This window comes from Rhodococcus sp. 06-470-2 (genome assembly GCF_002258235.1).
GTDB lineage: Bacteria > Actinomycetota > Actinomycetes > Mycobacteriales > Mycobacteriaceae > Rhodococcoides.
Genome location: NZ_NOYB01000046.1, coordinates 43,344 through 67,898, shown reverse-complemented (window position 1 = coordinate 67,898; position 24,555 = coordinate 43,344). Strand labels below are relative to the sequence as shown.

General features: G+C 65.1%; 22 protein-coding genes and 1 pseudogene. 20 read left to right on the top strand and 3 right to left on the bottom strand.

Going from position 1 to position 24,555, the window contains the following annotated elements; translation table 11 throughout:
- Positions 1-18: 18 nt before the first annotated feature.
- From CH276_RS26150 to CH276_RS26135, 4 genes are all read left to right on the top strand, one after another.
- Positions 19-1,521: an ABC transporter ATP-binding protein gene (locus tag CH276_RS26150; RefSeq protein ID WP_094629742.1), complete on the top strand. Its 1,503-nt coding sequence runs from the start codon at positions 19-21 to the stop codon at positions 1,519-1,521.
- Positions 1,514-2,752, top strand: a complete 1,239-nt coding sequence (locus tag CH276_RS26145) for an ABC transporter permease (RefSeq protein WP_045200973.1) — start codon at positions 1,514-1,516, stop codon at positions 2,750-2,752. The genes CH276_RS26150 and CH276_RS26145 overlap by 8 nt, the downstream gene beginning before the upstream one ends.
- Positions 2,749-4,026: an ABC transporter permease gene (locus CH276_RS26140; RefSeq protein ID WP_045198883.1), complete on the top strand. Its 1,278-nt coding sequence runs from the start codon at positions 2,749-2,751 to the stop codon at positions 4,024-4,026. The genes CH276_RS26145 and CH276_RS26140 overlap by 4 nt, the downstream gene beginning before the upstream one ends.
- A 99-nt stretch (positions 4,027-4,125) precedes the next feature.
- A complete protein-coding gene (locus CH276_RS26135; protein ID WP_032393865.1) occupies positions 4,126-5,715 on the top strand; it encodes an AMP-binding protein in 1,590 nt (529 codons plus the stop codon).
- Between the two features lie 69 nt (positions 5,716-5,784).
- On the opposite strand, the gene CH276_RS26130 is transcribed toward CH276_RS26135, so the two are convergent.
- Entirely contained in the window at positions 5,785-6,750 is a 966-nt protein-coding gene (locus CH276_RS26130; protein ID WP_094629741.1) for a glucosyl-3-phosphoglycerate synthase, read from the bottom strand.
- A 35-nt stretch (positions 6,751-6,785) separates the two neighbouring features.
- Positions 6,786-7,808: an alpha/beta hydrolase gene (locus CH276_RS26125; protein WP_032393866.1), complete on the bottom strand. Its 1,023-nt coding sequence runs from the start codon at positions 7,806-7,808 to the stop codon at positions 6,786-6,788.
- A gap of 259 nt (positions 7,809-8,067) precedes the next feature.
- Between CH276_RS26125 and CH276_RS26120 the strand changes: the two genes are divergently transcribed.
- The 12 genes from CH276_RS26120 (at position 8,068) to CH276_RS26070 (ending at position 20,488) form a co-directional block, all read left to right on the top strand.
- Entirely contained in the window at positions 8,068-9,522 is a 1,455-nt protein-coding gene (locus tag CH276_RS26120; protein ID WP_094629740.1) for a condensation domain-containing protein, read from the top strand.
- Positions 9,519-10,970 (top strand): MFS transporter, encoded by a 1,452-nt coding sequence (locus CH276_RS26115; protein ID WP_094629739.1) that lies wholly within the window; start codon positions 9,519-9,521, stop codon positions 10,968-10,970. Before CH276_RS26120 ends, CH276_RS26115 begins: the two co-directional genes overlap by 4 nt.
- Positions 10,971-11,062: 92 nt before the next feature.
- Positions 11,063-12,271 (top strand): lipase family protein, encoded by a 1,209-nt coding sequence (locus CH276_RS26110; RefSeq protein ID WP_094629796.1) that lies wholly within the window; start codon positions 11,063-11,065, stop codon positions 12,269-12,271.
- Between the two features lie 26 nt (positions 12,272-12,297).
- The gene (locus CH276_RS26105; RefSeq protein ID WP_176459451.1) at positions 12,298-13,854 is read left to right on the top strand and encodes a CocE/NonD family hydrolase; all 1,557 of its coding nucleotides are present in this window, start codon (positions 12,298-12,300) and stop codon (positions 13,852-13,854) included.
- On the top strand, positions 13,851-14,018 hold the full coding sequence (locus CH276_RS28660; protein ID WP_176459450.1) for a hypothetical protein: 168 nt from the start codon (positions 13,851-13,853) through the stop codon (positions 14,016-14,018). Before CH276_RS26105 ends, CH276_RS28660 begins: the two co-directional genes overlap by 4 nt.
- Positions 14,019-14,050: 32 nt before the next feature.
- Positions 14,051-15,253, top strand: a complete 1,203-nt coding sequence (locus CH276_RS26100; protein WP_254924034.1) for a lipase family protein — start codon at positions 14,051-14,053, stop codon at positions 15,251-15,253.
- 158 nt (positions 15,254-15,411) lie between these two features.
- Positions 15,412-15,954 carry a DUF3558 domain-containing protein gene (locus tag CH276_RS26095; RefSeq protein ID WP_141214786.1) on the top strand — a complete coding sequence of 181 codons (543 nt, stop codon included), beginning with the start codon at positions 15,412-15,414 and terminating at the stop codon, positions 15,952-15,954.
- A 15-nt stretch (positions 15,955-15,969) separates the two neighbouring features.
- On the top strand, positions 15,970-16,371 hold the full coding sequence (locus tag CH276_RS26090) for a hypothetical protein (RefSeq protein ID WP_094629736.1): 402 nt from the start codon (positions 15,970-15,972) through the stop codon (positions 16,369-16,371).
- A gap of 226 nt (positions 16,372-16,597) precedes the next feature.
- A complete protein-coding gene (locus CH276_RS26085; protein WP_094629735.1) occupies positions 16,598-17,740 on the top strand; it encodes a low temperature requirement protein A in 1,143 nt (380 codons plus the stop codon).
- A complete protein-coding gene (locus CH276_RS26080) occupies positions 17,737-18,492 on the top strand; it encodes a phosphoglyceromutase (protein WP_094629734.1) in 756 nt (251 codons plus the stop codon). The genes CH276_RS26085 and CH276_RS26080 overlap by 4 nt, the downstream gene beginning before the upstream one ends.
- Before the next feature lie 137 nt (positions 18,493-18,629).
- Positions 18,630-19,802 (top strand): sensor histidine kinase, encoded by a 1,173-nt coding sequence (locus CH276_RS26075; protein WP_032393873.1) that lies wholly within the window; start codon positions 18,630-18,632, stop codon positions 19,800-19,802.
- Positions 19,799-20,488: a response regulator transcription factor gene (locus CH276_RS26070; RefSeq protein WP_032393874.1), complete on the top strand. Its 690-nt coding sequence runs from the start codon at positions 19,799-19,801 to the stop codon at positions 20,486-20,488. Before CH276_RS26075 ends, CH276_RS26070 begins: the two co-directional genes overlap by 4 nt.
- Before the next feature lie 48 nt (positions 20,489-20,536).
- Here the strand turns inward: CH276_RS26070 and CH276_RS26065 are convergent, their stop codons facing one another.
- A complete protein-coding gene (locus CH276_RS26065) occupies positions 20,537-21,298 on the bottom strand; it encodes a hypothetical protein (protein WP_176459459.1) in 762 nt (253 codons plus the stop codon).
- 111 nt (positions 21,299-21,409) lie between these two features.
- Here CH276_RS26065 and CH276_RS26060 point away from each other — a divergent pair.
- The 4 genes and pseudogenes from CH276_RS26060 to CH276_RS26045 form a co-directional block, all read left to right on the top strand.
- A pseudogene (locus tag CH276_RS26060) lies at positions 21,410-21,664 on the top strand (Ppx/GppA phosphatase family protein); the annotation flags it as partial.
- Complete coding sequence (locus CH276_RS26055) at positions 21,661-22,815, top strand: hypothetical protein (protein ID WP_045198900.1); 1,155 nt, start codon at positions 21,661-21,663, stop codon at positions 22,813-22,815. The pseudogene CH276_RS26060 and the gene CH276_RS26055, both read left to right, overlap by 4 nt.
- A gap of 12 nt (positions 22,816-22,827) precedes the next feature.
- Positions 22,828-23,670 (top strand): sugar phosphate isomerase/epimerase family protein, encoded by an 843-nt coding sequence (locus CH276_RS26050; RefSeq protein WP_094629733.1) that lies wholly within the window; start codon positions 22,828-22,830, stop codon positions 23,668-23,670.
- A gap of 22 nt (positions 23,671-23,692) precedes the next feature.
- Positions 23,693-24,550: a thioesterase family protein gene (locus CH276_RS26045; RefSeq protein ID WP_094629732.1), complete on the top strand. Its 858-nt coding sequence runs from the start codon at positions 23,693-23,695 to the stop codon at positions 24,548-24,550.
- The last annotated feature ends 5 nt before the right edge of the window (positions 24,551-24,555 follow it).

The following is a 24,555-nucleotide window of genomic DNA, read 5'->3' as shown; positions in this document are numbered from 1 at the left end:
AAGCGGTCGTAAAGGGATATGAAGCTCGAACTTCGCGGTATCACCAAACGATTCGGCTCGTTGATCGCCAACGACCACATCGATCTGAGCGTCGAATCCGGCGAGATCCACTGTCTCCTCGGCGAGAACGGTGCAGGCAAGTCCACGTTGATGAACGTGCTCAGTGGCCTGTATCGCGCCGAGGAGGGCCAGATTCTGCTCGACGACGTCGAGCAGAACTTCGCCGGACCGGGCGAGGCGATGACCGCCGGAATCGGCATGGTGCATCAGCACTTCATGTTGATTCCGGTGTTCACCGTTGCCGAGAACATCGTGCTCGGTAACGAAACCACCTCGCTCGGTGGACGACTCGACCTCGTGGCAGCTCGGAAGCTGGTGCGGGAGATATCCGCGAGGTTCGGCTTCGATCTCGATCCCGATGCTCTCGTCGACGACCTTCCCGTCGGTGTGCAGCAGCGGGTCGAGATCGTCAAAGCACTCTCTCGTGAGGCGAAGGTACTCGTGTTCGACGAGCCGACGGCCGTCCTGACGCCGCAGGAGACCGACGATCTGATGCGGATCATGCGCGAACTCGCGGCGTCGGGCACCACGATCGTCTTCATCACCCACAAGCTGCGCGAAGTACGCGAAGTGGCGGACAAGATCACCGTCATCCGGCTCGGCAAGGTCGTCGGCGAAGCGAAGCCGACCGCCAGCAACACCGAGCTCGCGGCACTGATGGTGGGACGCGATGTGCAGCTGACCGTCTCGAAGGACCCGGCCACGCCCGGGGACGCGGCACTGGTGATCGAGAACCTGTCCGTGTTCGACGCCCAGGGCAACAAGACCGTCGACGACGTCAGCCTCGAAGTCGCGGCGGGAGAGATCCTCGCGATCGCCGGCGTGCAGGGCAACGGTCAGACCGAATTCGTCGAAGCCCTACTCGGGTTGCAGGACAACGTATCCGGCAAGATCAGCCTCGACGGCAACTCGCTCGTCGGGTCGACGGTGCAGGACGTGCTCGACGCAGGCGTCGGCTTCGTCCCCGAGGACCGCACCGTCGACGGACTGGTGGGCGAATTCTCCATCGCCGAGAACCTGATGCTCGATCGCTCCAACAGCATGCCGTTCGTGCGACGCGGCGCGGTGCAACGCGAGTATCTGGAGAAGTTCGCATCGGACAAGCTCAGCGAATTCGACGTTCGCGCACCGGGAATCGGCACCGCCGTCGGACGCCTCTCCGGTGGCAATCAGCAGAAGGTGGTGCTCGCGCGAGAACTGAGCCGCGATCTGCGACTGTTCGTCGCTGCGCAGCCGACTCGCGGAATCGACGTCGGATCCATCGAATTCGTGCACAAACGCATCGTCGCCACCCGGGATTCGGGGATCCCGGTCATCGTGGTGTCGAGCGAACTGGACGAGGTTGCCGCACTGGCCGACCGCATCGCCGTCATGTATCGAGGAGCAATCGTGGGAATCGTCCCCGGGGATACGTCCCGCGAAACACTCGGATTGATGATGGGCGGTGAACGCGGTGAGTGAGGCCGAGCGGCCGTCGGTATCTCAGGAGCCGTCGAAGTCGCATGTCGTGTTGCGGCAGATCTTCACCGGCAGCGCGATCATCTCGGTTCTCGCGGTGTTGCTCGCGTTGATCGTCGGGGCCGTGCTCATCGCCGCCACCAACTCGGCCGTGCAGGAATCGGCCGGGTACTTCTTCTCCCGTCCCTCGGACATGCTCGAGGCGGTCTGGGATTCCGTCGCCGGAGCCTACTCGTCGTTGTTCCAGGGCTCGGTGTACAACTTCCGGCGTCCAGGATTCGAGAACGGCATCCGTCCGCTGACCGAGACGCTGACCTTCGCCACTCCGCTGATCGTCGCGGGACTCGGTGTGGCACTGGCCTTCCGCGTCGGAATGTTCAACATCGGTGGCCGCGGCCAGATGCTCATCGCATCGGCGTGCGCTGGCTGGGTCGGCTTCGGAGTGAACCTGCCGGCCGGGATCCACCTCCTCGTGGCCGTCGTCGCCGGAGTCCTGGGCGGCGCAGTGTGGGGCGGTATCGCCGGATTCCTCAAGGCACGCACCGGCGCTCACGAAGTGATCGTCACCATCATGCTCAACTACATCGCGTTCTACCTCGTCGCGTATCTGCTGCGTACCCCCGGTGCTCTGCAGGCACCGGGATCGAACAACCCCAAGACCCCGCCCATCGCGTCGACTGCGGTGTTCCCCAAGCTCTTCGGCGACCGCTACAGTCTGCACCTCGGATTCGTGCTGGTGATCGTCGTGACCGTCGCGGTGTGGTGGCTGCTCGAACGGTCCAGTCTCGGATTCCGCTTCCGCGCCGTCGGCGAGAATCCGCACGCGTCGCGCGTGGCAGGCATGAACGTCAATCGGATCTACCTGTACGCGATGATCCTGTCGGGCGCCCTGGTCGGCTTGGCCGGAGTGGCGCAGGTGCTCGGCACCGTCACCACCGGCTTCAGCGCCGACATCGACGCCGGAATCGGGTTCGACGCCATCACCGTCGCACTGCTCGGCCGATCGAAACCTTGGGGCGTGTTCTTCGCGGGAATCCTGTTCGGCGCGTTCAAGGCCGGCGGGTTCGCCATGCAGGCAGCCGAGGGCGTACCGATCGACATCGTGCTGGTCGTGCAGTCGGTGATCGTGTTGTTCATCGCCGCGCCGCCACTGGTGCGAGCGGTGTTCCGATTGCCCAAACCAGGTGAAGAGAAACTCGCGAAAGCCGAGACCGCGAAGGTGAGTGCACTGTGACCACCTCTACCGACGCCGTCGGTGCCCCCGCCGAGGCGGTGCTGGGTCGCAGCTGGAAGGTGCCCACGATCCTCGGGGTGGTGACCCTGCTCGCTCTGGTGCTGTTCGTCGTCAAGAAGGGTTCGGGCACAAGCACATTCGCGTTGGCCTCGGAGGGTGACTTCTTCGCGTTGCCCGCCGTGGGCGTGCCGTCGTTCGGCACCGGTCTCGCGGTGGTCGTCGCGCTGGCCGTCATCACCGCATACGCGGCGTTCCTGGCCTCGCAGTACCGCTCGGCACCGCTGTGGCTGCTCGCAGTGTTCGCCGTGCTGTTCGTCTTCGGGTTCCTGGCCTGGGCCGCGGACGGTGAGACCATTCCCGTTCCCGGATTGCTCATCGGCGCGGTCGCTCTGAGTACCCCGCTGATCTTCGGTGCCATGGGCGGCGTGATCTCCGAACGCGTCGGCGTCATCAACATCGCCATCGAAGGACAGTTGCTGGCAGGTGCGTTCGTCAGCGCCGTCGTCGCGTCGATCACCGGCTCCACGTACGTCGCGCTACTCGCGGCACTGATCGCCGGAGCGTTGACCGCGTCCCTGTTGGCCGTGTTCTCCATTCGCTACTTCGTGAACCAGGTCATCGTGGGTGTGGTGCTCAACGTGCTGGTGGTCGGACTGACCAGCTTCCTGTACTCGGTGGTGCTCACCAAGAACGCCGAGACACTCAACTCACCACCGCGCTTCGCGCGCATCGACATTCCGGTGCTCTCGCAGATTCCGATCCTCGGCCCGGTGCTGTTCCGGCAGACGCTCATCGTGTACCTGATGTACGTCGCGGTAGCTCTGGTTTTCCTCGGGTTGTTCCACACCAAGTGGGGCCTGCGACTGCGCGCCGTGGGTGAACACCCGCAAGCTGCCGACACCGTCGGAATCAATGTCGCCCGCACCCGATTCTGGAACGTCTGCCTCGCCGGTGCCATCGCCGGCCTCGGTGGTGCGTACTTCACCCTGGGTTCGGTCGGAGCGTTCGGCAAGGAGATGACGGCCGGTGCCGGCTACATCGCTCTCGCCGCCGTGATCTTCGGGCGCTGGGATCCGGTACGCGCGACGCTGGCTGCACTGTTGTTCGGATTCGCGTCGAACCTGCAGAACGTACTGGGCATCATCGGCTCGCCGGTACCCAGTGAGTTCATGCTGATGCTGCCCTACGTGGTGACCATTTTCGCCGTCGCGGGCCTGGTGGGCCACGTCCGGGGACCGGCCGCAGCGGGCAAACCGTACGCGTCGCGAAGTTAGCCCTCCACTACCTGACTCGGCGGTAGGGTCGTACGTCCGTTGTGACCGCTTTCACTGTAGGGTTCGATCATTGTTGCCGCAGTTTTTCGAAGGAGAGCCATGAGCTTCCGCAGTCCCTTTCCCGATGTCGAGATTCCCGAACTCAGCGTCTACGACTTCCTGTTCGGATCGATCGCCGAGTCCGACCTCGACAAGCCTGCACTGATCGACGGAACGTCGGGTGCGGTCACCACCTACAAGACGCTGATCGGCCAGATCGACGCCATCGCAGGCGCTCTGGCCGCACGCGGACTCGAGGTCGGCGACGTCGTCGGACTCCACTCGCCGAACGTGCCCGCGTTCGCGTCGGTGCTGCACGGCATCCTGCGCGCGGGTGGAACTGCGACGACGATCAACGCGCTGTACACGGCCGAGGACATAGCCAAGCAACTCACCGGCTCGGGCGCGAAGTTCCTGTTCACCGTCTCCCCGCTGTACCCGCAGGCCAAGGCCGCCGCGGAGAAGGTCGGCCTCGACGCAGATCACGTCATCGTGCTCGACGGCGCAGAGGGCCACCCGAACCTGCGCGACCTGCTCACCCAGGGTGCACCCGCCCCCGAGGTCTCGTTCGATCCGGCCACCCACGTTGCAGTGCTGCCGTACTCCTCCGGCACGACGGGTGTGCCGAAGGGCGTCATCCTCACCCACCGCAACCTCGTCGCGAACGTGGCACAGATGGAACCGCGCGTCGGGATCGACAGCGACGACGCGATCCTGGCGCTGCTGCCGTTCTTCCACATCTACGGCCTGACGGTGCTGCTCAACATCGCCCTCAAGCTGCGCGCGCACCTGGTGACGATGCCGAAGTTCGACCTCGTCGAATTTCTGCGGATCATCCAGGATCAGAAGCTCACGTATCTGTTCATCGCACCGCCGGTGGCCGTCGCGCTCGCCAAGCACCCGATGATCGATCAGTACGACCTCTCCAGCGTGCACACCATCTTCTCGGGCGCGGCACCGCTGGACGAGGAACTCGGCAAGGCCGTCGCGAAGCGTCTGAACACGCGGGTGCGTCAGGGCTACGGCATGAGCGAACTCAGCCCCGTCAGCCACGCCATTCCGTTCGATCGCGACGACATGCCGCTCAGCTCGGTGGGCCAGCCGCTGGCGAACACCGAGAACAAGCTCGTCGACCCGGGCACCCTCGAGGAGATCGAGCTGCCCACTGAGGGATTGAGCAAGCCCGGTGAGCTGTGGGTCAAGGGACCGAACGTGATGGTCGGATACCTCAACAACCCCACCGCCACCGCAGAAACCCTCGATTCCGACGGTTACCTGCACACCGGCGACATCGCCGTCGTCGATCCCGAGGGTGTCGTCTACATCGTCGACCGCCTCAAGGAACTGATCAAGTACAAGGGCTACCAGGTGCCCCCGGCCGAGCTCGAGGCATTGCTGCTCACGCACGAGGAGATCGCCGACGCCGCCGTCATCGGAGTGCTCGACGACGAGGGCGAGGAAATTCCCAAGGCGTTCGTCGTCCGCCAGCAGGGTGCCACGATCGACGAAGAGGGCGTCATCGCCTTCGTCGCCGAGCGCGTGTCGCCGCACAAGAAGGTGCGACGCGTCGAGTTCATCGACATCGTCCCCAAGTCTGCGGCGGGCAAGATTCTGCGCAAGGACCTCCGTGCCGCGGAGACAGGCAAGTAGCTCGTTTCTCGAAAGCCCCAGCCGCGCCCTCCACCGTGCTCGACGGTGGAGGGCGCGGCTGGCTTCGTCTCACACCGGGGCGCTCACCGAGTTCCGGCGAGTGGCACGGAGGTAGTGGTCGACGGTGATCAGCGGGGGACGGTCGACGAGAGACAAGGGTGCCACGCTCATCGAGACCTGAGAGCCGGTGGTCGAGAATGTGGTGAACTCGGCTCCGGAATCGTTCAGGCCGAGGCGCGAGAACATCGTGGCGATGATCTGCCGACTCATGACCGCCAGCTCCGAGGTCGGTCGATTTCGATGCCGTCGGGTTCCCAGACCGACCTGACCGATCGCGCCGATACCCAACCGGTCGCACGTATCGAGCAGGACACCGATCTCGACGCCGTAGCCGGGCGCGAACGGAAGTGCCTCCAAGAGGCGACGAGTCGCGGCGTATTCTCCGCCCAAGGGTTGGAAGACACCGGCGAGCTCGGGCCGAAGTGCCGTCAGCAGCGGCCGTACCGTCAGCTGCGTGACGCGGCCGCCGCCGTCCTCGTCGGTGGTGTCACCGATCGTCAGGGGTCGACGAAAGAAGCCTTTGACCAACTCGACGTCGTCGTCCATGACCAGGGGTCCGACGAGGGAGGGAACGAAGTGCGAACCGGGATCGACCAGATCGGAGTCGACGAACACCACGATGTCCCCCGAGGTCGCAGCCACGCCGCGCCACAGCGCTTCACCCTTGCCGCGGACCACGGGTGTGCCGGGTAGTGCGTCCTCCCTGGAGACGACGGTGGCACCGGCGCAGCGGGCCCGAGCGGCGGTGGCGTCGGTCGATCCCGAATCCAGCACCACCAGTTCGTCGATCAGGCTGCCCATATGAGGAGTCATCGAGGCGATGACGCCGGCAACGGTCTCCTCCTCGTCGAGAGCGGGTAGCACGACCGAGACGGTCCGGCCACGTTTGGCCCGAATGATGTCGGCGAGTGGCCACGTTGAGCGGGCCCAGGTGGCAGCCAGAGCCGGAGTGCCCGCAGCGTCGGTTCGGTTCATCGCTTTTCCTTCGTCATCGCTCGAGGAGTCACGGGTCAGGACGTGCCGGTCGGCAGCCCCAACGACGGTGCGATCACCGACCACGAGTCGTGCAGATCCTGTTGCCAATAGGCCCAGGAGTGGGTCCCGTTGGGTCGGAAGTTGTAGGTGGCCTCGATGTCGAGCTCCTGCAAGCGTTTCTGCATCTGTTGCGAGCACACATCGGTCGTCGCCTCGATCACGGCACCGACGGCGAGTTGCTGGGCGAGCTTGCCGTAATCGCTGCCGATACCGGGACCACCCGGTACGTCGAATGCCCCGGGCGCTCCCGTTCCGGACGAGATGTACACGTCGATGCCGCGCAACCCCTCGGCATTGACGTAGGGGTCGTTGGCAATCCAGTCGGCGCTTCCCTGGGGTCCCCACATGTTGGCGGTCGACCCACCGCCGCGGGCTTCTACCACCGACCTGACGTACATGGCACCTACCGGGTCGCTGGTACGCGCGCATCCGCTGAACGCCGCGACGGATCGATACACCGACGGGTGGGCGATCGCCAACTGCAGGACGGACGTGCCTGCCATCGAGATACCGGCGACCGAATTTGCCCCGTTGCCGTCGAGCAGAGCATCCATCAACGGAGGAAGTTCCCGACCGAGGAAGGTGGACCACATGTTTCGGCCCAGAACCGGATCGTCGTGCAGCCAGTCGGTGTAGTAGCTCGCTGCGCCGCCGCGCGGGACCACCACGTTGACGTTCTTGTTTCCGAAGAAGCCGGCGATGTCGGTCTGATCGAACCAGCTGCTTCCCCCGTCGCCGCCCGCCGCTCCGTTGAGTAGGTAGAGCGTCGGTGAACCGGGCTGTGCCGACCGAAATACATCGACCTGGATATCGCGGTCCATGGCTGCCGAATGCACCCACACGATGTCTCGTCGGTCGGCAATGCCCTCGACGCCGACCACCGACGAGGTGGTTTCGGCGGTAGCCGGTGCCGCCGTGCTCGACAGGAGAACGACGGCGGTAGCGAGCGCGCTCAGAGCCGACGAGGTCGCCTGACCGAGGCGAAATCGACTGGGCATCAATGGTTCCTGACATCGTGGGAGCAATGCGCGAGCGGCCTGTGTCCGACGCGGTACGACCTCAGACGGTAGATCGGAACACTGTCATCGACAACAATGCTGACGATTGTTCAGTTTTGACACAGATATCCCGCGGATCGTTGTCAATTTTCCAAAATGCTCGTCGGCGGGTTTCTCGGCCTCGGCCCGGATGATGCACTGGCTCCTCCGACGCACTTCTCCGCGTCGAATCGCTCTGTCTCCTTCGAAAGGTTGTGTCGTGGTCGCATTCGGACTCATCGACGAGTGGAAACCCGCTCCAGGATCGCTCACCACGTGGTCACCCACCGTCGCTTCACGAGCTGCTGCCGCGGCCGCACCCGTTCACCCGGCACCGCCCTCGCACATCCAGCAGGCGTATCTCGAAGCCGCGTACCGCAACCGGGGATCGTCGTTCCGATTCTCCCGGCTGTGCCTGGTGACGTTCGAGATCGAGGGCGCACTGGACCGCGCCGCGATGGGGCGCGCATTCAACACGTTCGTCACCCGGCACGATTCGTTCCGCAGCTGGTTCTCCACCACAGCAGAAGGTTCTACGCGCCACCTCGTCGACATCGCCGACATCGCGCTCGAACCGACCGATTTCGGAGTGCCGGCGGACTCCGAGGCCATCCGGCGTCACGTGCAGGACAGCACGCCCGGTCCCGAGAGCTGGGATTGCTTCTCGTTCGGAACGATCGAACACGACGATCACTTCGTGGTGTACGCGGCGGTCGATCACCTCGACACCGACGGCATCTCGCAGGCTCTGACCTACTACGAACTGCGCCAGCTCTACCGCAATGCGGTGACAGGGGAGTCCGACGGCCTGTTCACCCCGGGCAGCTACCTCGAATACTGCCAGCGTGAACGTCTCGAGAGCGACGCCACAACCCTGGACAGTCCTGCTGTTCGGACCTGGATCGATCTGGTCACCGACAACGGAGGTGATCTTCCGACGTTCCCACTTCCGTTGGGACGCAGCAGTGTCGACTACACACGGACCTCGCACAGCTCGTTCCCGTTGTTCGACGGTGCCACGGCGCGGGCAGTGGACGAGGCGTGTGCAGCCGTGGGAGTCAAGTTCATCGGCGGAATCTTCGCCGCCGCAGCCCTGGCGGAGTACGAGCTCGCCGGCCGGGACAGCTACCTCGGGCTGACACCCAAGAGCACTCGGTCGACGCCGGGTGAATTCGCGTCGATCGGGTGGTACTCGAGCCTGATTCCGGTGCAATTCGACCTCGGTGAGCAGCCGACGTTCCGTACTCTCGCGGTGCTCGCACAAGCGGCATTCGACTCCGGAAAGCTGCTGGCGAACACCTCGTACCACCGGGTGCTGGAGCTGGCCTTGCCGGAACACGGAATCACGACGCAGCCGGGATGGACCGCGCCGATGATCTCCTACGTCGACGTTCGCAAGCTACCGGGCGAAGCCGAATTGGACGCGGCGGGAGCCGGTCTCTACGGCAACCGCGGCAGCTCCGAGGAAGTCTTCATGTGGATCAACCGCTTCGAGGACCACACCGGTGTCGAGTTCCTGTACCCGGGCACGGACGAGGCCGATCGTTCGATCGACCTGTACTTCTCCAAGATCTCCGAAATCTACGCCGCCGTGGTCGACAAGGGTGACTACATTCCACAGCCGCCCGAGGCTCACGTGTTCGCTCACGAGCTTCCGGACGTCAGCCGGGTATGACGCACCCTCGCCTCGGCTCGTGGCTGACGCTGGGTGCCTGTCTTCTGGCCGTCACGATGCAGATGATCGACGTCACCGCCGTCACCGTGGCGTTGCCGACGATCGCGCGTGACCTCGACGCGTCGGGCACCGGGCAGGTCTGGATCCCGACGGCGTACCTGCTCGCGTTCGCCTGCGCGCTGCTCACGATGGCACGCGCCGGTGAGGTCTTCGGTCGCAGAACGGTATTCGTCATCGGCACTGTGCTGTTCGCCGTGACATCGGTGCTCTGTGCGTACGCGCCGACGGTCGAACTGCTCGTCCTCGCTCGCGTGTTGCAAGGGCTCGCGGGAGCGGCGATGTCGGCCCAGACGGTGGCGATCGTGACAGCGGCCTACTCCGGCACCCGGCGCACCACCGCGTTCGCGCTGTACGGTGGCACCGCGGGGCTGACCGGACTCGCCGGGCCGTCGATCGGCGCAGCGCTGCTGCACCTCGACATCCTGGGAACCGGTTGGCGTGCACTGTTTCTGATCAACATCCCGATCTCTGCGGCGGCAGTCGTTCTCGGTCACAGGTTCGTCGCACCGGGTTCAGAGCAGGTCCCGGCAGGACACGGAGGACGGTTCGACGCGGTCGGTGCCGCCCTGTGGTCGATCGGGGCTCTGCTGATCGTCTGCCCCGTCATGATCAGCTCGAGTGCCCTCGCTGCCATGCCCGCGGTTGCGCTCGGTCTGACGACCCTGGCCGGGTTCGTGGTGTGGGAGCGTCGTCGACGTGCAGCGGGAGCGCACGCCATGGTGAACATCGGTGTCTTCGGTGCACGCGGATTCTCCGTGGGATGTGCGGTGTCGGCCCTCGTGTACGGCACTTTCACCGGATTCGTTCTGACGATGTCGGTGACACTGCAATCCGGACTGAGTGAGAGCGCGTCGACGGTGGCAGCGATCACCGTTCCCTTCGCGCTCGGAGCCGTGCTCGCCTCCGCGGCTGCGCCGATCTCGTTCCGTCACTGGGATTGTCGAGTCGTTGTGGCCGGTGCGGGGGCTATGGGACTGGCTCTGCTCGTTCTCGGCGTCACCACCGAGTATCTCGACAGTGCAGGCTTCCCCTGGTGGGCGGTCGTCCCGCTCGGTGTGCTCGGCGCGGGTCTCGGGTCGGTGATCGCGCCGCTGCAGAGCACCATCGTCGCCGGGGTGGCCCCGCACGCCATCGGCTCGGCGTCGGGGATCATGCCGACCGTCCAGCAAGTGGGATCTGCTGTGGGTACTGCGGTCACCGGTGCCGTGTACTTCAACCTGCTTCCCGCGGAGCCGGTCGCCGCGGACTACCTGACGTCGCAGCGGGCCGTGCTGTTCGGGCTGGCCGCGACCATGGGGTTGGCCACCGCAGTCGCGGCCGCGCTGCCCCGCGGCGATCGCGAGTCGGTCGACCGCAACTCGCCGATGGTCTCCCAGGGTGCGCCGTGACTGTTTCGAAGTCGATTGTCCGTCAACGGTATCCGAATATCTCTCACCCGAACCTTGCGTTCGGGCCGATCGAAATCGAGAAGAATTTCGCCATGCTTCGCACCCTCGTGACCCTCACACTCGTCGTCGGGCTGATGTCGCTGTTGTTCGCTTCGGCTCCCCACGCGTCGGCAGCGCCCGGTGATCCGGCCCCGGTACCAGGCACGTTGTACGCGGCGGCTGCAGACCTGAACGGAAAGAACAACGGTGATGTCGTTGCCAGTCGGCGGTTTTCGAGCCCCCTGTATCCCGGCGCCGACATCTGGCAGCTCCAGTACCGGTCGTCCGATTCCCGAGGCGACGCCATCGCCGCAGTGACAACCGTTCTGGCACCGATGAACCGCGCCTCGGGCGGACCATTGCTGTCCTATCAACCCTTCGTCAACGCGCTCGGGTTGCAGTGCGCTCCGTCGGAGTCTCTGTTCGGTGCCGACCCGACGACCGGCGTGCAGGAACGTGAATTTCTCAATCTCGCGCTGATGCGTGGATGGACCGTGGCGGTACCGGACCATCTCGGGCCGAAAAGTGCGTACGGCGCAGCCAAGTTGGGCGGACAGATCACGCTCGACGGCGTCCGCGCCGCACAGCGCGTGCCGGAACTCGGTCTGGCAGCGAGCCCGGTAGGTATGGCCGGCTACTCCGGTGGCGGAATGGCGACGGCGTGGGCCGCGGCGCTCGCTCCCAGCTACGCACCCGAGCTGAACATCGTCGGTGCCGCAGCCGGAGGTGTGCCCGCAGATCTGGACAACATCGCCCGCGCATTGGGTTTTCAGCCCCACCAGGCATTCGGTCTCGCGTTCGCCGCCGCCCTCGGACTCGAACGCGAGTACCCGGATCGCTTGCCGATCACCGCACAACTCAATTCCACCGGTCTGGCGTTGAAGGATCAGGTGTCGAATGCGTGCACGCCGGTGATCCTGGCGACCGGAGCGTTCAAGAGTGCGCTGGCCGTCTCGACCACCACCTCTTTGGTGGACAGCCCCGAGGCACAGCAGATCATCGACGAGAACAGTCTGGTCAAGTACGCAGGTGTGCCGACGGCACCCACACTTCTGTGGGGAAGCGACAACGATCCGCTCATTCCGATCGGTGCGCTGCGTGACACTGCTGCGCGGTACTGCGCGAGTGGGGCCACGTTGCAGTTCGACGTCGTCCATGCACCGCAGCACATCCAGGCGGCATTCGAGGGGCTTCCCGCCGCACTGACATTCCTGGACACCAGGTTTCGGGGCGTCGCGCCGCCGACCAACTGCCTCCGATGAGACGGTGGGCAACTGTCGTCGCTGCTGTGACGACAGCTCTGGTTGCGGCGTCGGTGCCCGGATACGCAGCGGATCTTCCGGTCCTGGCACCGCAGACGCTCGGCGGCTTCTCGGTGCAGACTCGGTACTTCGACATCGCAGTGGGACCCGAACGCGATCAGCACTGCACCGTCGTCGGAGATATCTATGTTCCTGCCGGGCTCGGACCGGACCACCGAGCCCCGGCCATTCTGACCAGCAACGGTTTCGGCGGGTCCAAGGACGACCAGGCAGGTGCCGCTGCCAGATTCGCCACCCACGGCTACGTGGTGCTGTCCTACTCGGCCCTGGGTTTCGGCGGCTCGACGTGCAAGATCTACTTCGCCGATCCTGATTACGACGGAATGGCCGCGTCGGCTCTCGTCGGCTACCTCGCAGGCGAGAGCGGCGGAGTGTTCACCGACCCCGCACGGACGGTGGCCGCTCCGGCACTCGACGTGGTTCGACTCGACGGACCCGGTGACCCGCGCGTCGGCTACCTCGGCGGTTCCTACGCCGGCGCAACAGGATTGGCCACGGCATCGGTCGATCCACGATTGGACACCGTGGCGTCGATGATCACCTGGAACGATCTGGCGCGGTCGATGGCACCGGACGGGGCGGGCCGCAGATCCGTCGGACCGGTCAAGAGCGTGTTCGGGTCGGCGTTTCTGGCGGCGGGCGCAATTCTGACCGGCCCGGGCGGATACGCAGTCGATCCGGCACGGGCGCAGGGGTGCCCGAACTACGCCCAGTGGGTGTGCGACGCCGCGTCCGCCTTCGCTGCCAATCGCGAACCCGGCCCGGAAACTCTGGCGGCGATGCGTCACGTATCGCCGGTGGACTACCTCGATCGCGTCGATGTCCCGGTGTTGCTCACGCAGGGCCAGAAGGATTCACTGTTCAGCCTCGACGAGGCGGCCGCCACCTACGAGACCTTGCGTTCGCGTGGCGTCGAGACGTCCATGATCTGGCACTCGTGGGGACACAACGATCGGAAGGGTTATCCGGGAGAGTTCGACATCAAGGCACCCGACCCGTTCACTCAGCACGAAGCGGCACTGGTGGGCAACTGGCTCGACCGACACCTCAAAGATCGTGACGTCGACCCGGGGCCGGCATTCACCTATTTCCGAGATTGGGTGCCCTACAGCGGCGTCGCGTCGCCCGCGTACGTCGAATCCGAGACATTTCCGGTAGGTGCCCGGCGCACGTTTCAGTTGTCGAATGGATCGCTGTCCGAGGGTGATTCGACGAATGGTGTTTGGAAACAGACGATTCGGGGCGCAGGTGCGTCGATGCCCACCACGTTCGGACTGCCGAATCTCCCGGGCGAGTTGCCCGTGCCGCGGGTCTCGTTACCCGGTTCTGCCGCGAATTGGACGACCCCGCCACTGACCGAACCCATCGATGTCGTCGGCGCACCGACGTTGTCCATCAGTCCCACGGTGTCCGGTCCCGCGACCGTCTTCGTCACCGTGCTCGACGTAGCACCCGACGGTGCGCGCAGTCCGATCCACGGACTGTTGCACCTGCCGTACTCACCGGATCCGGCGAGCCGGTGACCATCTCGCTACCGAGCATCGTCCATCGATTCGACCTCGGACACCGCATCGCCGTCGAGATCACCGCGTCGGATCCGTCCTTCGCGGGTGGGCCGGGCCCAGCGGACGTCGTCGTGTCCTCGACGGATCCGATCAACCAGTTCTCTCTTCCCGTAGTTCCGTGATCTTCGATCTTGCTCACTCCGAAAGGCGCACCGTGATCCGAAAGCTCTCGACCCTGGGGTCCATCCTGGTGGCACTCTGCGTGTACCTGTTCGCAACGGGCACAACAGCGTCGGCGGCTCCCGCGCCGACGGCCCCCGATCCGGACGTCTTCTATGCGGCACCGGCCGACATCGCCGATCACGCGCCGGGTGACATCCTGGCCAGCCGTCGTGCGGACGCCTGGATGTACCCCAACACCGACATCTGGCAACTGAAGTACCGGTCCACCAACTCCGCAGGTGCACCGGTTGCCGCAGTGACCACGGTGCTGATGCCCCGAGGTAGAGGCGCGGGAACCCCACTGGTGTCCTACCAGGCCGTCATCAATGCTCTGGGCGTCAAATGTGCCCCGTCGCACGGACTTTTCACCTACGAGATCGGTGAAGCGCCGAGCCTGTACCTCGGTATGGTCGCCCGCGGTTGGGCGGTTGCGGTGCCGGACTACCTCGGACCGACCGGTGCCTACGGCGCTGCCGAATACGAAGGTCGGTTGACGCTCGACGGGGTTCGAGCCGTGCAGAACTTCGAGCAGTTGCCGCTGAAGGACAGTCCTGTTGCATTGCTGGGTTACTCGGGAGGTGCCCTGGCGACGTCGTGGGCCGGTGCCATGGCACCCACCTACGCGCCGGAGCTGAACATCGTGGCCAGTGTGCACGGCGGAACTCCCGCCGACCTGGGCTTGATCGCAAAGAACCTGGGCTACAGCGCGATTCCGCATCCGGCCTTCGGAATGGCGCTGGCGGCATCCCTCGGACTCGAACGTGAATACCCCACCGAGTTCCCCGTCTCGGAGAACCTCAATGCGGCGGGCCTGGCCCTGCGAGATCGCGTGAGCAACGAATGCAGGCGTCCCATCATCATCGGCGGAGCGTTCAAGAGCGCCCGGGACCTGTCGAACGTCGACATTGCCTCGCTGCCTTCTGCGCAGGCGGTTCTGAAGAAGAACAGCCTCGTGGACTACGAGGGCGTTCCCACCGCCCCGGTGTACATCTGGCATGGGATCAACGACTTCATCACTCCCTTCGCACCGGTGAAAGAGACGGTCGACCGCTACTGCGCAGCGGGCGCAACGGTGCAGTTCCGGGCCTACCCACTCGCCGAGCACTTCAGCGGATCGCTCGTCGGACTGCCCGAGGCCTACGCCTACGTGGACGCGCGATTCCGAGGGGAGCCGGCTCCGTCGAATTGCGGCTGACCTCTGCTCGATGGTGACCTCACACCTTTTCTGACGACTGCGCGCCCTTGCTCTGAAGTGAGCGGGGGCGCGCACTCGTCAGTAGGTGTGTGAGGTCGTCGCGGAACCGAACCGACATTCGCCGCGTCCAACCAGAGGTGAGGGCAACGCGGTGGTGGGTGGCGGGTCTGGTCGGCGTGATGGTGTCGGTCTGCGGATGTGGCGGGGCGACGGAGAGCGCGCCGGTTGCAGAGCCGACGAGCTCGGCGGTCGCGACACCGGTGGAAGACGAGCCATGGGATCCCTGCACCATCCCGAACGACGCCATCGAGGCAGCAGGATTGGATGTGGACAGCAAGAGCACGAACCTGTTCGGAGACGCGCCGTTGTCCACCGACTGGAAGACGTGTATCTGGACAGACCCCGATCCGGGGTCGTGGTATTTCCTGGGAGCGTTCTCGGGCTTCCACTCATTGGACGATCTGCGAAACAACGAGCGCTTCAACCAGTTCTCAAGGGTCGACGGACTAGGCGGCTATGAGTTCCTGCGCGCCGATCGTCCCGCTGGAAGAAGTTGTGGCGTGGCCTTCGAAGTCGAGAAGGGGTTGGTGTACTTCGTCCTCGACACAATGGGTTCCGAAGAGCCGCAGGGTGATCCATGCATGGAAATCATGCGGATCGCGGGCGAACTCCACTCGTCGCTGCCTCCGGCAGCAAGTTGACTGAAGGGGGATTTCGTGGGGACCAACAGCGATAGCCTCGCTGCGTCGATGCAGCAGTGGAGAATCCTGTCCGAGCAGGCGGCCACTGGGGCGCTCGAGATCCCGGAGGACGTGGCGTTCCAGTGCGACCGGGCGTGCGTCGAGTACCTCAGACACCTGAATACCATGTTGCAGAGGACGGAGTTTCTCGTCGACTTCGACGCATTCGGCACGCTTCCTTCGGCTCAGCAGCTGGGTCGAAAGTTCAAGCGACTTGCCGATGGGGAAGAGCGGTCGGCGGCTGTCGCGATCAGGCAACATATCGAAGTCATCGAATTGATGCGCTCGGTGTTTCGTCGCTATTTCGTCGAGACCGAGGAGCTCGATGAGAGTGTGAGAGCTCGAATCGGCGCGATCGGGGCGGACCTGGGGGAGTGAGCCGGTAACCTCACACCCTTTCTGTCGACCTCACACACCAGCCAGGACTCGAACCCCGGCGCGCAGTCGGGAAAAGGGGTGAGGTGTCGACAGTCCCGGCGGCGAAGCGTCGAACAATGTCCGAAATGTCCGCAATATCAACCCTCGCAACACAATCGAGACAACGCTCACGAATGGGATGACCTAGTCTGCGATCGTGAACCCTTCCGCTGCCCGTTTGGTGCCGATGCGACCTCGTGATCCGAACGAGCCGCATCGCTCCGCGAGCCCACTCGAATTGTTCTTCGACCTGGTGTTCGTGGTGGCCGTCAGCATTGCGTCGGTTCAACTCCATCACGACCTCACCGAGAACCACATCGCCGACGGTTTGCTCGGCTATGCGCTCGTGTTCTTCGCGATCTGGTGGGCGTGGATGAACTTCACGTGGTTCGCGACGTCCTTCGACACCGACGACTGGCTGTATCGGACGCTGACCGTCGTACAGATGGCCGGGGTGTTGGTGCTCTCCGCAGGAATCGAATCGGCGTTCGTGGACCAGGATTTCACCATCGTGGTGATCGGGTACGTGGTGATGCGCGTGGCGATGGTGACTCAGTGGCTGCGGGCATCGCGAAGCCCCGACCACCGACAGACCGCGCTGACCTATGCGATAGGCATTGCGGGAGTGCAGGTTCTGTGGATTCTCTGGGTACTGCTGCTCGACGGCACCGCCGCGATCGTCGTGTTCGTCGTACTCGCGGGCGTCGAGATGTCGGTACCGCTGATCGCCGAGCGGCAGGGCACGACACCGTGGCATCCGCACCACATCACCGAACGCTACGGACTGTTCACACTGATTCTGCTCGGCGAATCCCTACTCGCGTCGGCCAACGCCATCATCGAGGCAATTCACGACGAGACCGCCCTCGCACCATTGATCTCGATCTCCGTCCTCACTCTCGTCGTCACCGCGAGCCTGTGGTGGATCTACTTCTGGCCCCCGCATCACCGAGCGATCGGAAAATTCGGCAACTCGGTGATCTACGGCTACGCCCACTACTTCATCTTCGCGGCAGCAGGCGCGTTCTCGGCCGGCATCGAGGTCGAGATCGACGTACTGACCGAGCACAGCAAGCTCGGCGACACCGCCGCGTCGTTCACGGTCACGATCCCGATCGCGGTGTTCGTGTTCGGGGTCTGGCTCATCGCTATCCGTGCCCACGCCGATCGAGTGGTCAACGTCGTCGTCCCCACCGGTGCCGTGCTCGTGCTGTTCGACCCCGTCATTCCCATCCCGATCACCCTCACCGCCGTCGTGATGATCGTCGTCGTCGGCGTGCTCGTCGTACGCGGGCCGGCGCAGCCGGAGCATGAGAAACTGACCACATGAGTATCGGAACCTTGATTCTGCTTCGTCACGGCGAGAGCGAATGGAACGCGTCCAACCAGTTCACCGGTTGGGTGGACGTGCGACTGACCGAGAAGGGTGAGGCCGAGGGCAAGCGCGCAGGCCAGCTCCTCGCCGAGGCGGGCATCCTGCCCGACCTGCTGTACACCTCGCTGCTGCGTCGCGCGATCAGCACCGCCAACCTCGCACTCGACGCTGCCGACCGGCACTGGATACCCGTCGTTCGCGACTGGCGTCTGAACGAACGGCACTACGGCGCACTGCAGGGACTGAACAAGGCCGAGACCAAGGACAAGTACGGCAACGAGCAGTTCATGCTGTGGCGTCGTAGCTACGACACCCCGCCGCCGCCCATCGAGATCGGCAGCGAGCACAGCCAGGACGCCGATCCGCGTTACGCCGATCTGGACAGCGTTCCGCTGACCGAGTGCCTCGCCGACGTCGTCGAGCGCCTGATCCCGTACTTCGAGGAGACGATCGTCGCCGACCTGAAGGCAGGCAAGAACGTCCTCGTCGCCGCGCACGGCAACTCGCTGCGCGCTCTCGTGAAGTACCTCGACGAGATCTCCGACGCGGACATCGCCGAACTGAACATCCCCACCGGCATTCCGCTGCAGTACGACCTCGAGGAGGTCGACGGAAAGCTCAAGCCCACCAACCCGGGCGGCACCTACCTCGATCCGGAAGCAGCGGCCGCAGGCGCAGCTGCCGTGGCAAACCAGGGCGGCAAGTAGCGCCACCTCCCGCAAACCGACGTTTTGTCGTAACTGCAGGTGAACGATCGAAGAACACTGCCGACGGGGACTATGACGACCAGGGAAATGCCTGCACCCTGCGTATGTGAGCTGTCCATCGAACGTACGATTCCGGTGTGAGTGTCGCATCGGCCGTACTACTGGCTATCGCCGCGGCCTTCGTGGGATACCTCGTCGGCGGTGTTCTGATCCCGTACCTCAACACTCGACACTCGGAGCGTCGCCGAGCCAGCTCCGGCCTGACGATGTCGCAGGTACTGGACCTGATCGTCCTCGCATCGGAGAGCGGCATCGCCGTCGTCGACCAGTTTCACGACGTGGTGCTGTTCAACCCGCGCGCCGAGGAGCTGGGATTGGTGCGTAACCGTCTGATCGACGATCGTGCCTGGGAGACCGTTCTCAAGGTCCTGGCCGACGGAAACCCCGTCGAGGTCGACCTCAGCTCGAAGAACCCGAGAACCGGCCGCGACAAGATCGCCGTCCGCTGCGTCGCGCGCCTGCTGAGCAAGGAAGACAAGCGCTTCGTGGTGCTGTTCGCCGACGACGACTCGGAGCAGGTCCGGATGGAGGCGACGCGTCGGGACTTCGTCGCCAACGTCAGCCACGAACTGAAGACCCCCGTCGGCGCGATGAGCCTGCTGGCCGAGGCGCTGCTCGAATCGGCCGACGATCCGGACTCCGTCCGGCACTTCGGCGGCAAGGTCGTCGCCGAATCCAAACGGCTCGGCAACATGGTGACCGAACTGATCGCGCTCTCGCGACTCCAGGGAGCCGAGAAGCTACCCGACCTCGAGGTGGTCGACGTCGACACTGTCGTCAACGAGGCGATGGATCGATCCAAGCTCGCCGCCGAGAACGCCGGAATCTCCGTCACCACCGACCACCCGAGCGGCCTCGAGGTCCTCGGAGACCAAGCTCTGTTGGTGACGGCCCTGGCCAACCTCATCCAGAACGCCATCGCCTACTCCTCGGACGGCTCGCCCGTCTCGGTGAGCCGAGCTCTGCGCGGCGACAACGTGGCGTTCGCCGTCACCGACCGCGGCATCGGCATCGCCAAGGCAGACCAGGAACGCGTCTTCGAGAGATTCTTCCGCGTCGACAAAGCTCGGTCGCGGGCCACCGGTGGCACGGGCCTCGGCCTGGCCATCGCCAAACACGTCGCAGCCAACCACAACGGCAGCATCTCGCTGTGGAGCAAGCTGGGCACCGGATCCACCTTCACCCTCCAGATCCCTGCGTACTTCGAAGAAGAAGACGACGCTTCGGTTACAGAAAGAGAGAATCAGTGACCAACGTTCTGATCGTGGAAGACGAAGAGTCGTTGGCCGATCCACTGGCCTTCCTGCTCCGCAAGGAAGGCTTCGAGGCCACCGTCGTCGGAGACGGACCGTCGGCACTGGCGGAATTCGATCGCGCAGGAGCCGACATCGTGTTGCTCGACCTCATGCTCCCCGGCATGAGCGGAACCGACGTGTGCAAGCAATTGCGTTCGCGCTCAGGGGTTCCCGTCATCATGGTGACCGCACGCGACAGTGAGATCGACAAGGTCGTGGGGCTCGAACTCGGTGCCGACGACTATGTCACCAAGCCGTACTCGGCACGCGAACTCATCGCCCGCATCCGCGCAGTTCTTCGGCGCGGCTCCGACGCCGAGGTCGACGGTGGAGTCGACACCGGCGTGCTCGAAGCCGGACCGGTGCGCATGGACGTCGAACGCCACGTGGTGATGGTCGGATCCGAGCAGATCACGTTGCCGCTCAAGGAATTCGACCTACTCGAGTATCTGCTGCGCAACTCCGGTCGAGTGCTGACCCGCGGGCAGTTGATCGACCGCGTGTGGGGAGCCGACTACGTGGGCGACACCAAGACACTCGACGTGCACGTCAAGCGACTGCGCTCGAAGATCGAATCCGATCCGGCCAAGCCGGAACACCTGGTGACCGTGCGCGGACTGGGCTACAAGCTCGAGGGGTAGAGCCTGCGGCAGGTGAGCGGAAATTCGTAGTGGGCTACGAAGTTTCGCTCACGTGCGGCGCAGCCGCTCCGCCTCACGAGTGGCCGGATGCACCGCGATCAGACCGAGACCCCGGCGACGCTTGCACAGCGATGCCAGTTCGTCGTACGCAGCATTGCCGAGCAGCTCGGTCAACTCCGGCTTGTAGGACTCGAACACCTGCTTCGATCCGACGTGCGCGTCGGGCGAGCCCGAGCAGTACCAGTGCAGATCGAGACCACCCTCGCCCCAGCCGCGTCGGTCGTACTCACCGATCGTGGTCTTGAGAATCTCGGAGCCGTCCGGCCGCGTCACCCAGTCCTGAGTACGCCGGATCGGCAGCTGCCAGCACACGTCGGGTTTGACCTCGAGCGGTTCGATGCCCTTGCGCAGTGCCATCGAGTGCAGCGCGCACCCGATTCCGCCCTCGAACCCGGGTCGATTCTGGAAGATGCAGGCACCCTTGTAGCGCCGCGTACGCAGTGACTGCTCGTCGTCGAGATCGTCGTATTCGACGTACCCCTTCTTGCCGAGACCCTTGTCCATGAGCTGCCAGTCCTGGGGGGTGAGCAACTTCACCGACTCGTCGAGCTTGCGCTTGTCGTCGTCGTCGGACAGGAACGCGCCGTGGGAGCAGCACCCGTCGTCGGGCCTGCCCTCGACGGTTCCCTGACATGCCGGAGTCCCGAACACGCAGGTCCAGTTGGACAACAACCACGTCAGATCCGCGACGATGAGGTGTTCCGAATTGTCGGGGTCGGGGAACTCGACCCATTCTCGAGGGAAATCCATCTCGACCTCTGCAGCGAACGGCTGCTGCTCACGACCTGCTGTCACAAACGACGACGGTAGACCCAGTACCGTGGGCATGTGCGAATAGGGGTGCTCGACGTCGGTGCAGACGCGGCTCGAGTCAACTCCTCGAGGCAACTCGTAGCGTTCGTATCGCGGATCATGGCGGCCGACCGTGCAGAATCGGTAGGTGTCAGCGCCGACGGGTCGCCACAACTGGCGGCCGGGGCTCTGGTCGCGGAGGCGAGCATGCGGGCATCGACAACGGAGTCACTCGAGATATGCCCGTGGGCGCTGAAGGAAGGTTTGATGTTGAGGAAGCTGGACCCCGAAACCGACGGCGATCTGGTGGGGAGTTCGAGATGAGCGACACCAACCCGGAGGACACCGGACAGATCTCGGTTGCCGAACTCTTGGCCCGAAACGGTCAGAAGACGAACCTGAGCGCGGGCGGTCGCCGTCGCCGTGGCGTCAAGGGCGGCATCTCCGTCGCCGAGCTGACCGGTGAGATCCCCGTCGTTCGTGACGAGCCCGGCAACCGCAGCGCCCCGGTTGTCGAGACCCCGGCCCCCGACGAGCCCGAGCCGGAGACGTCCGACGTCGCTCCGGCAGCGCCGCAGAGCAACGATGCGGCCGAGGACTCTGCACCCGCCGCCGTCTCCTCGCGGCCACAGCCGGCTCGGCCGCAGAGCACTCGCCCCACCCCGTTCCAACCGGCAGGCAAGCGCGAGAAGCAGCAGCCGGAGCCGGAACTGTTGTCCGGTTCCACCACGGTTGCCGGTGACCTGCTGAACCGCTCGCACGACGACACCGAACGCGCCAGGCACCCGGTGGCACCGACGTCGGCTGCGACGCCGACGTCGGATCGGCTTCCGTACGGATCCACCCCGGCCGAGCAGGGTCGGACCCGCAAGCCGGTTGGCTTCCGCGCACCGCGGCAGGTCGAGGTGGCCGAGCCGAACACCGATGTCGCTCCGCGAGCAGCGGTCGTCGACGTCGACGACCTGACCAAGACCGTGGTGTCGCCGCGCCTCGCGCGCGTCGAGGACACGACAGCTGAGTCGGCGGGGGTCGAGACGTCCGCCGCCACCGAGGTCGTCGATCTCGTGAAGCCGGGGATCGACGACGAGCCGAAGACCGCGACCGACGTCGAGACCGACACGGCAACCGACGACGCACCGGACGCGGAGGCCGACAGCGCGACTGCGGCCTCGCGCACCGATCGACGGGCAGCGGCCGTCAAGGGCAAGGGCGGTGCCGTCCGGCAATGGCTGGTGCTGATCGGTCAGGCCGTGGTGTCGATCGCCGTCGGCGCGCTGCTGTTCAAGGGCTTCGAGCAACTGTGGGACGTGCTGCCGTGGGTCGCGCTGGTGCTGTCGGTGCTGGTCATCGTCGGGCTCGTCGCAGTGGTGAGAATTCTGCGGCGCACCGACGATCTGATGTCGATCGTCATCGCGATCGCCGTCGGTGTCTTCGTCACGCTCGGTCCGCTCGCCTTCCAGCTCAGTACCGGCTGAGCCGGCACGCCGATGGGTGCGCAGCGAATTCGGGTGGGACTGTCCACGGCCTCGGTCTACCCGCAGAACACCGAGGCGGCGTTCCGGTACGCGGCGGAGCTCGGGTACGACGGCATCGAGCTGATGGTGTGGGCCGAGTCGGTCAGCCAGGACGTCGACGCGGTGGCCGCGCTCTCGCGGGAGTACTCGGTGCCGGTGCAGGCCATCCACGCGCCGTGCCTGCTGATCTCGCAGCGAGTGTGGGGATCGGATCCGGTCGCCAAACTCGCCCGTTCGGTCGAGGCGGCCGAGAAGCTGGACTCGGCGACGGTCGTGGTGCACCCACCGTTCCGGTGGCAGCGCAAGTACAGCGACGGCTTCGCCGATCAGGTCGCCGAACTCGAAGCGAACTCCCACGTGGTGGTCGCCGTAGAGAACATGTTCCCGATGCGGGCCGACCGCTTCTTCGGGCGCAAGGAGAAATCCGCACAGCGACTCGAACGACGCGGTGGTCCGGGCGCAGCCCTGTCGGCGTTCTCGCCGTCGTACGACCCGACCGACGTCGGCCACGATCACTACACGCTCGACCTCTCGCACACCGCCACCGCAGGCTCGGACGCGCTCGAGATGCTCGACCGGATGGGCGAGGGCATCGCGCACCTGCATCTGGCCGACGGCCGGGGCGCATCGGTCGACGAGCATCTGATCCCCGGTCACGGCAGCCAGCCATGTGTCGAGGTGTGCACCGAACTGGTGCGCCGCGGCTTCGAGGGTCAGGCAGTGATCGAGATCAACACGCAGAACGCGCGCACGGTCCCCGAACGATCGTCGATGCTCGGACAAGCACTGCAGTTCTCCCGCGCACATCTGTCCTGAGGCCGCCGGTAAGTTGTCGTCAATGAGTTCCGCCAGCCCCTTCAAGGCCGCCACAACCCTGACCGCGCTCGAGGTCGACGCCGACACCGCATCGTTCGCGGGCGCGATCGACTCCACCTGGACCATCGGTCCCAAGGTGCACGGCGGCGCGATGCTCGCGGTCTGCGCCGCAGCAGCGCGTCAGCAGATCGTGAGGACCGACCCCGAGCAGGCCGAGATCCAGCCGCTCGCAGTGAGCGTCAGCTACCTGGCCGCACCCGATCCCGGTGAGGTAGCGCTGACGACCATCGTGCGCAAGCGCGGTCGCCAGGTCTCCCACGTCGACGTCGAGCTCACCCAGGCCGGACGCGTTGCCGTGCGGGCGGTGGTGACCCTCGGTCGTCCGGACTCCGACGAACCCCACCACGAGACACCGACGTCGTTGTCGTCGATGGCCGTCGAACCTCCCGCCGAGACACTCGCGGTGGCAGGCGATCATCCGATGGCGTCCATCGTGCACGTCGCCAAGGGCTGCGAGATGCGTATCGACGCATCGTCGGCGTCGTTCCTGACCGGTCAGCAGGGCGAGGCGGAGATTCGATTGTGGGTGCGCCCCTTCGCGGGCGACGAGGCCGACGTCGACACCGCCGTGCTGTTCGCGCTGATGACCGGAGACATCTCGGCTCCGGTGACCATGAACCGCGGAATGTTCGGTTGGGCTCCGACCGTGCAGCTGACGACCTACCTGCGACGCCGTCCGGCACCGGGGTGGCTGCGCGTGGCGGCGACCAGCACCGTCATCGGCAGCACCTGGTTCGAGGAGGACCACGTGGTGCTGGATTCGACCGGTGCCGTCGTGGTGCAGAGCAGACAGTTGGCGATGGTGCCGCGCTCGAACTGACATGG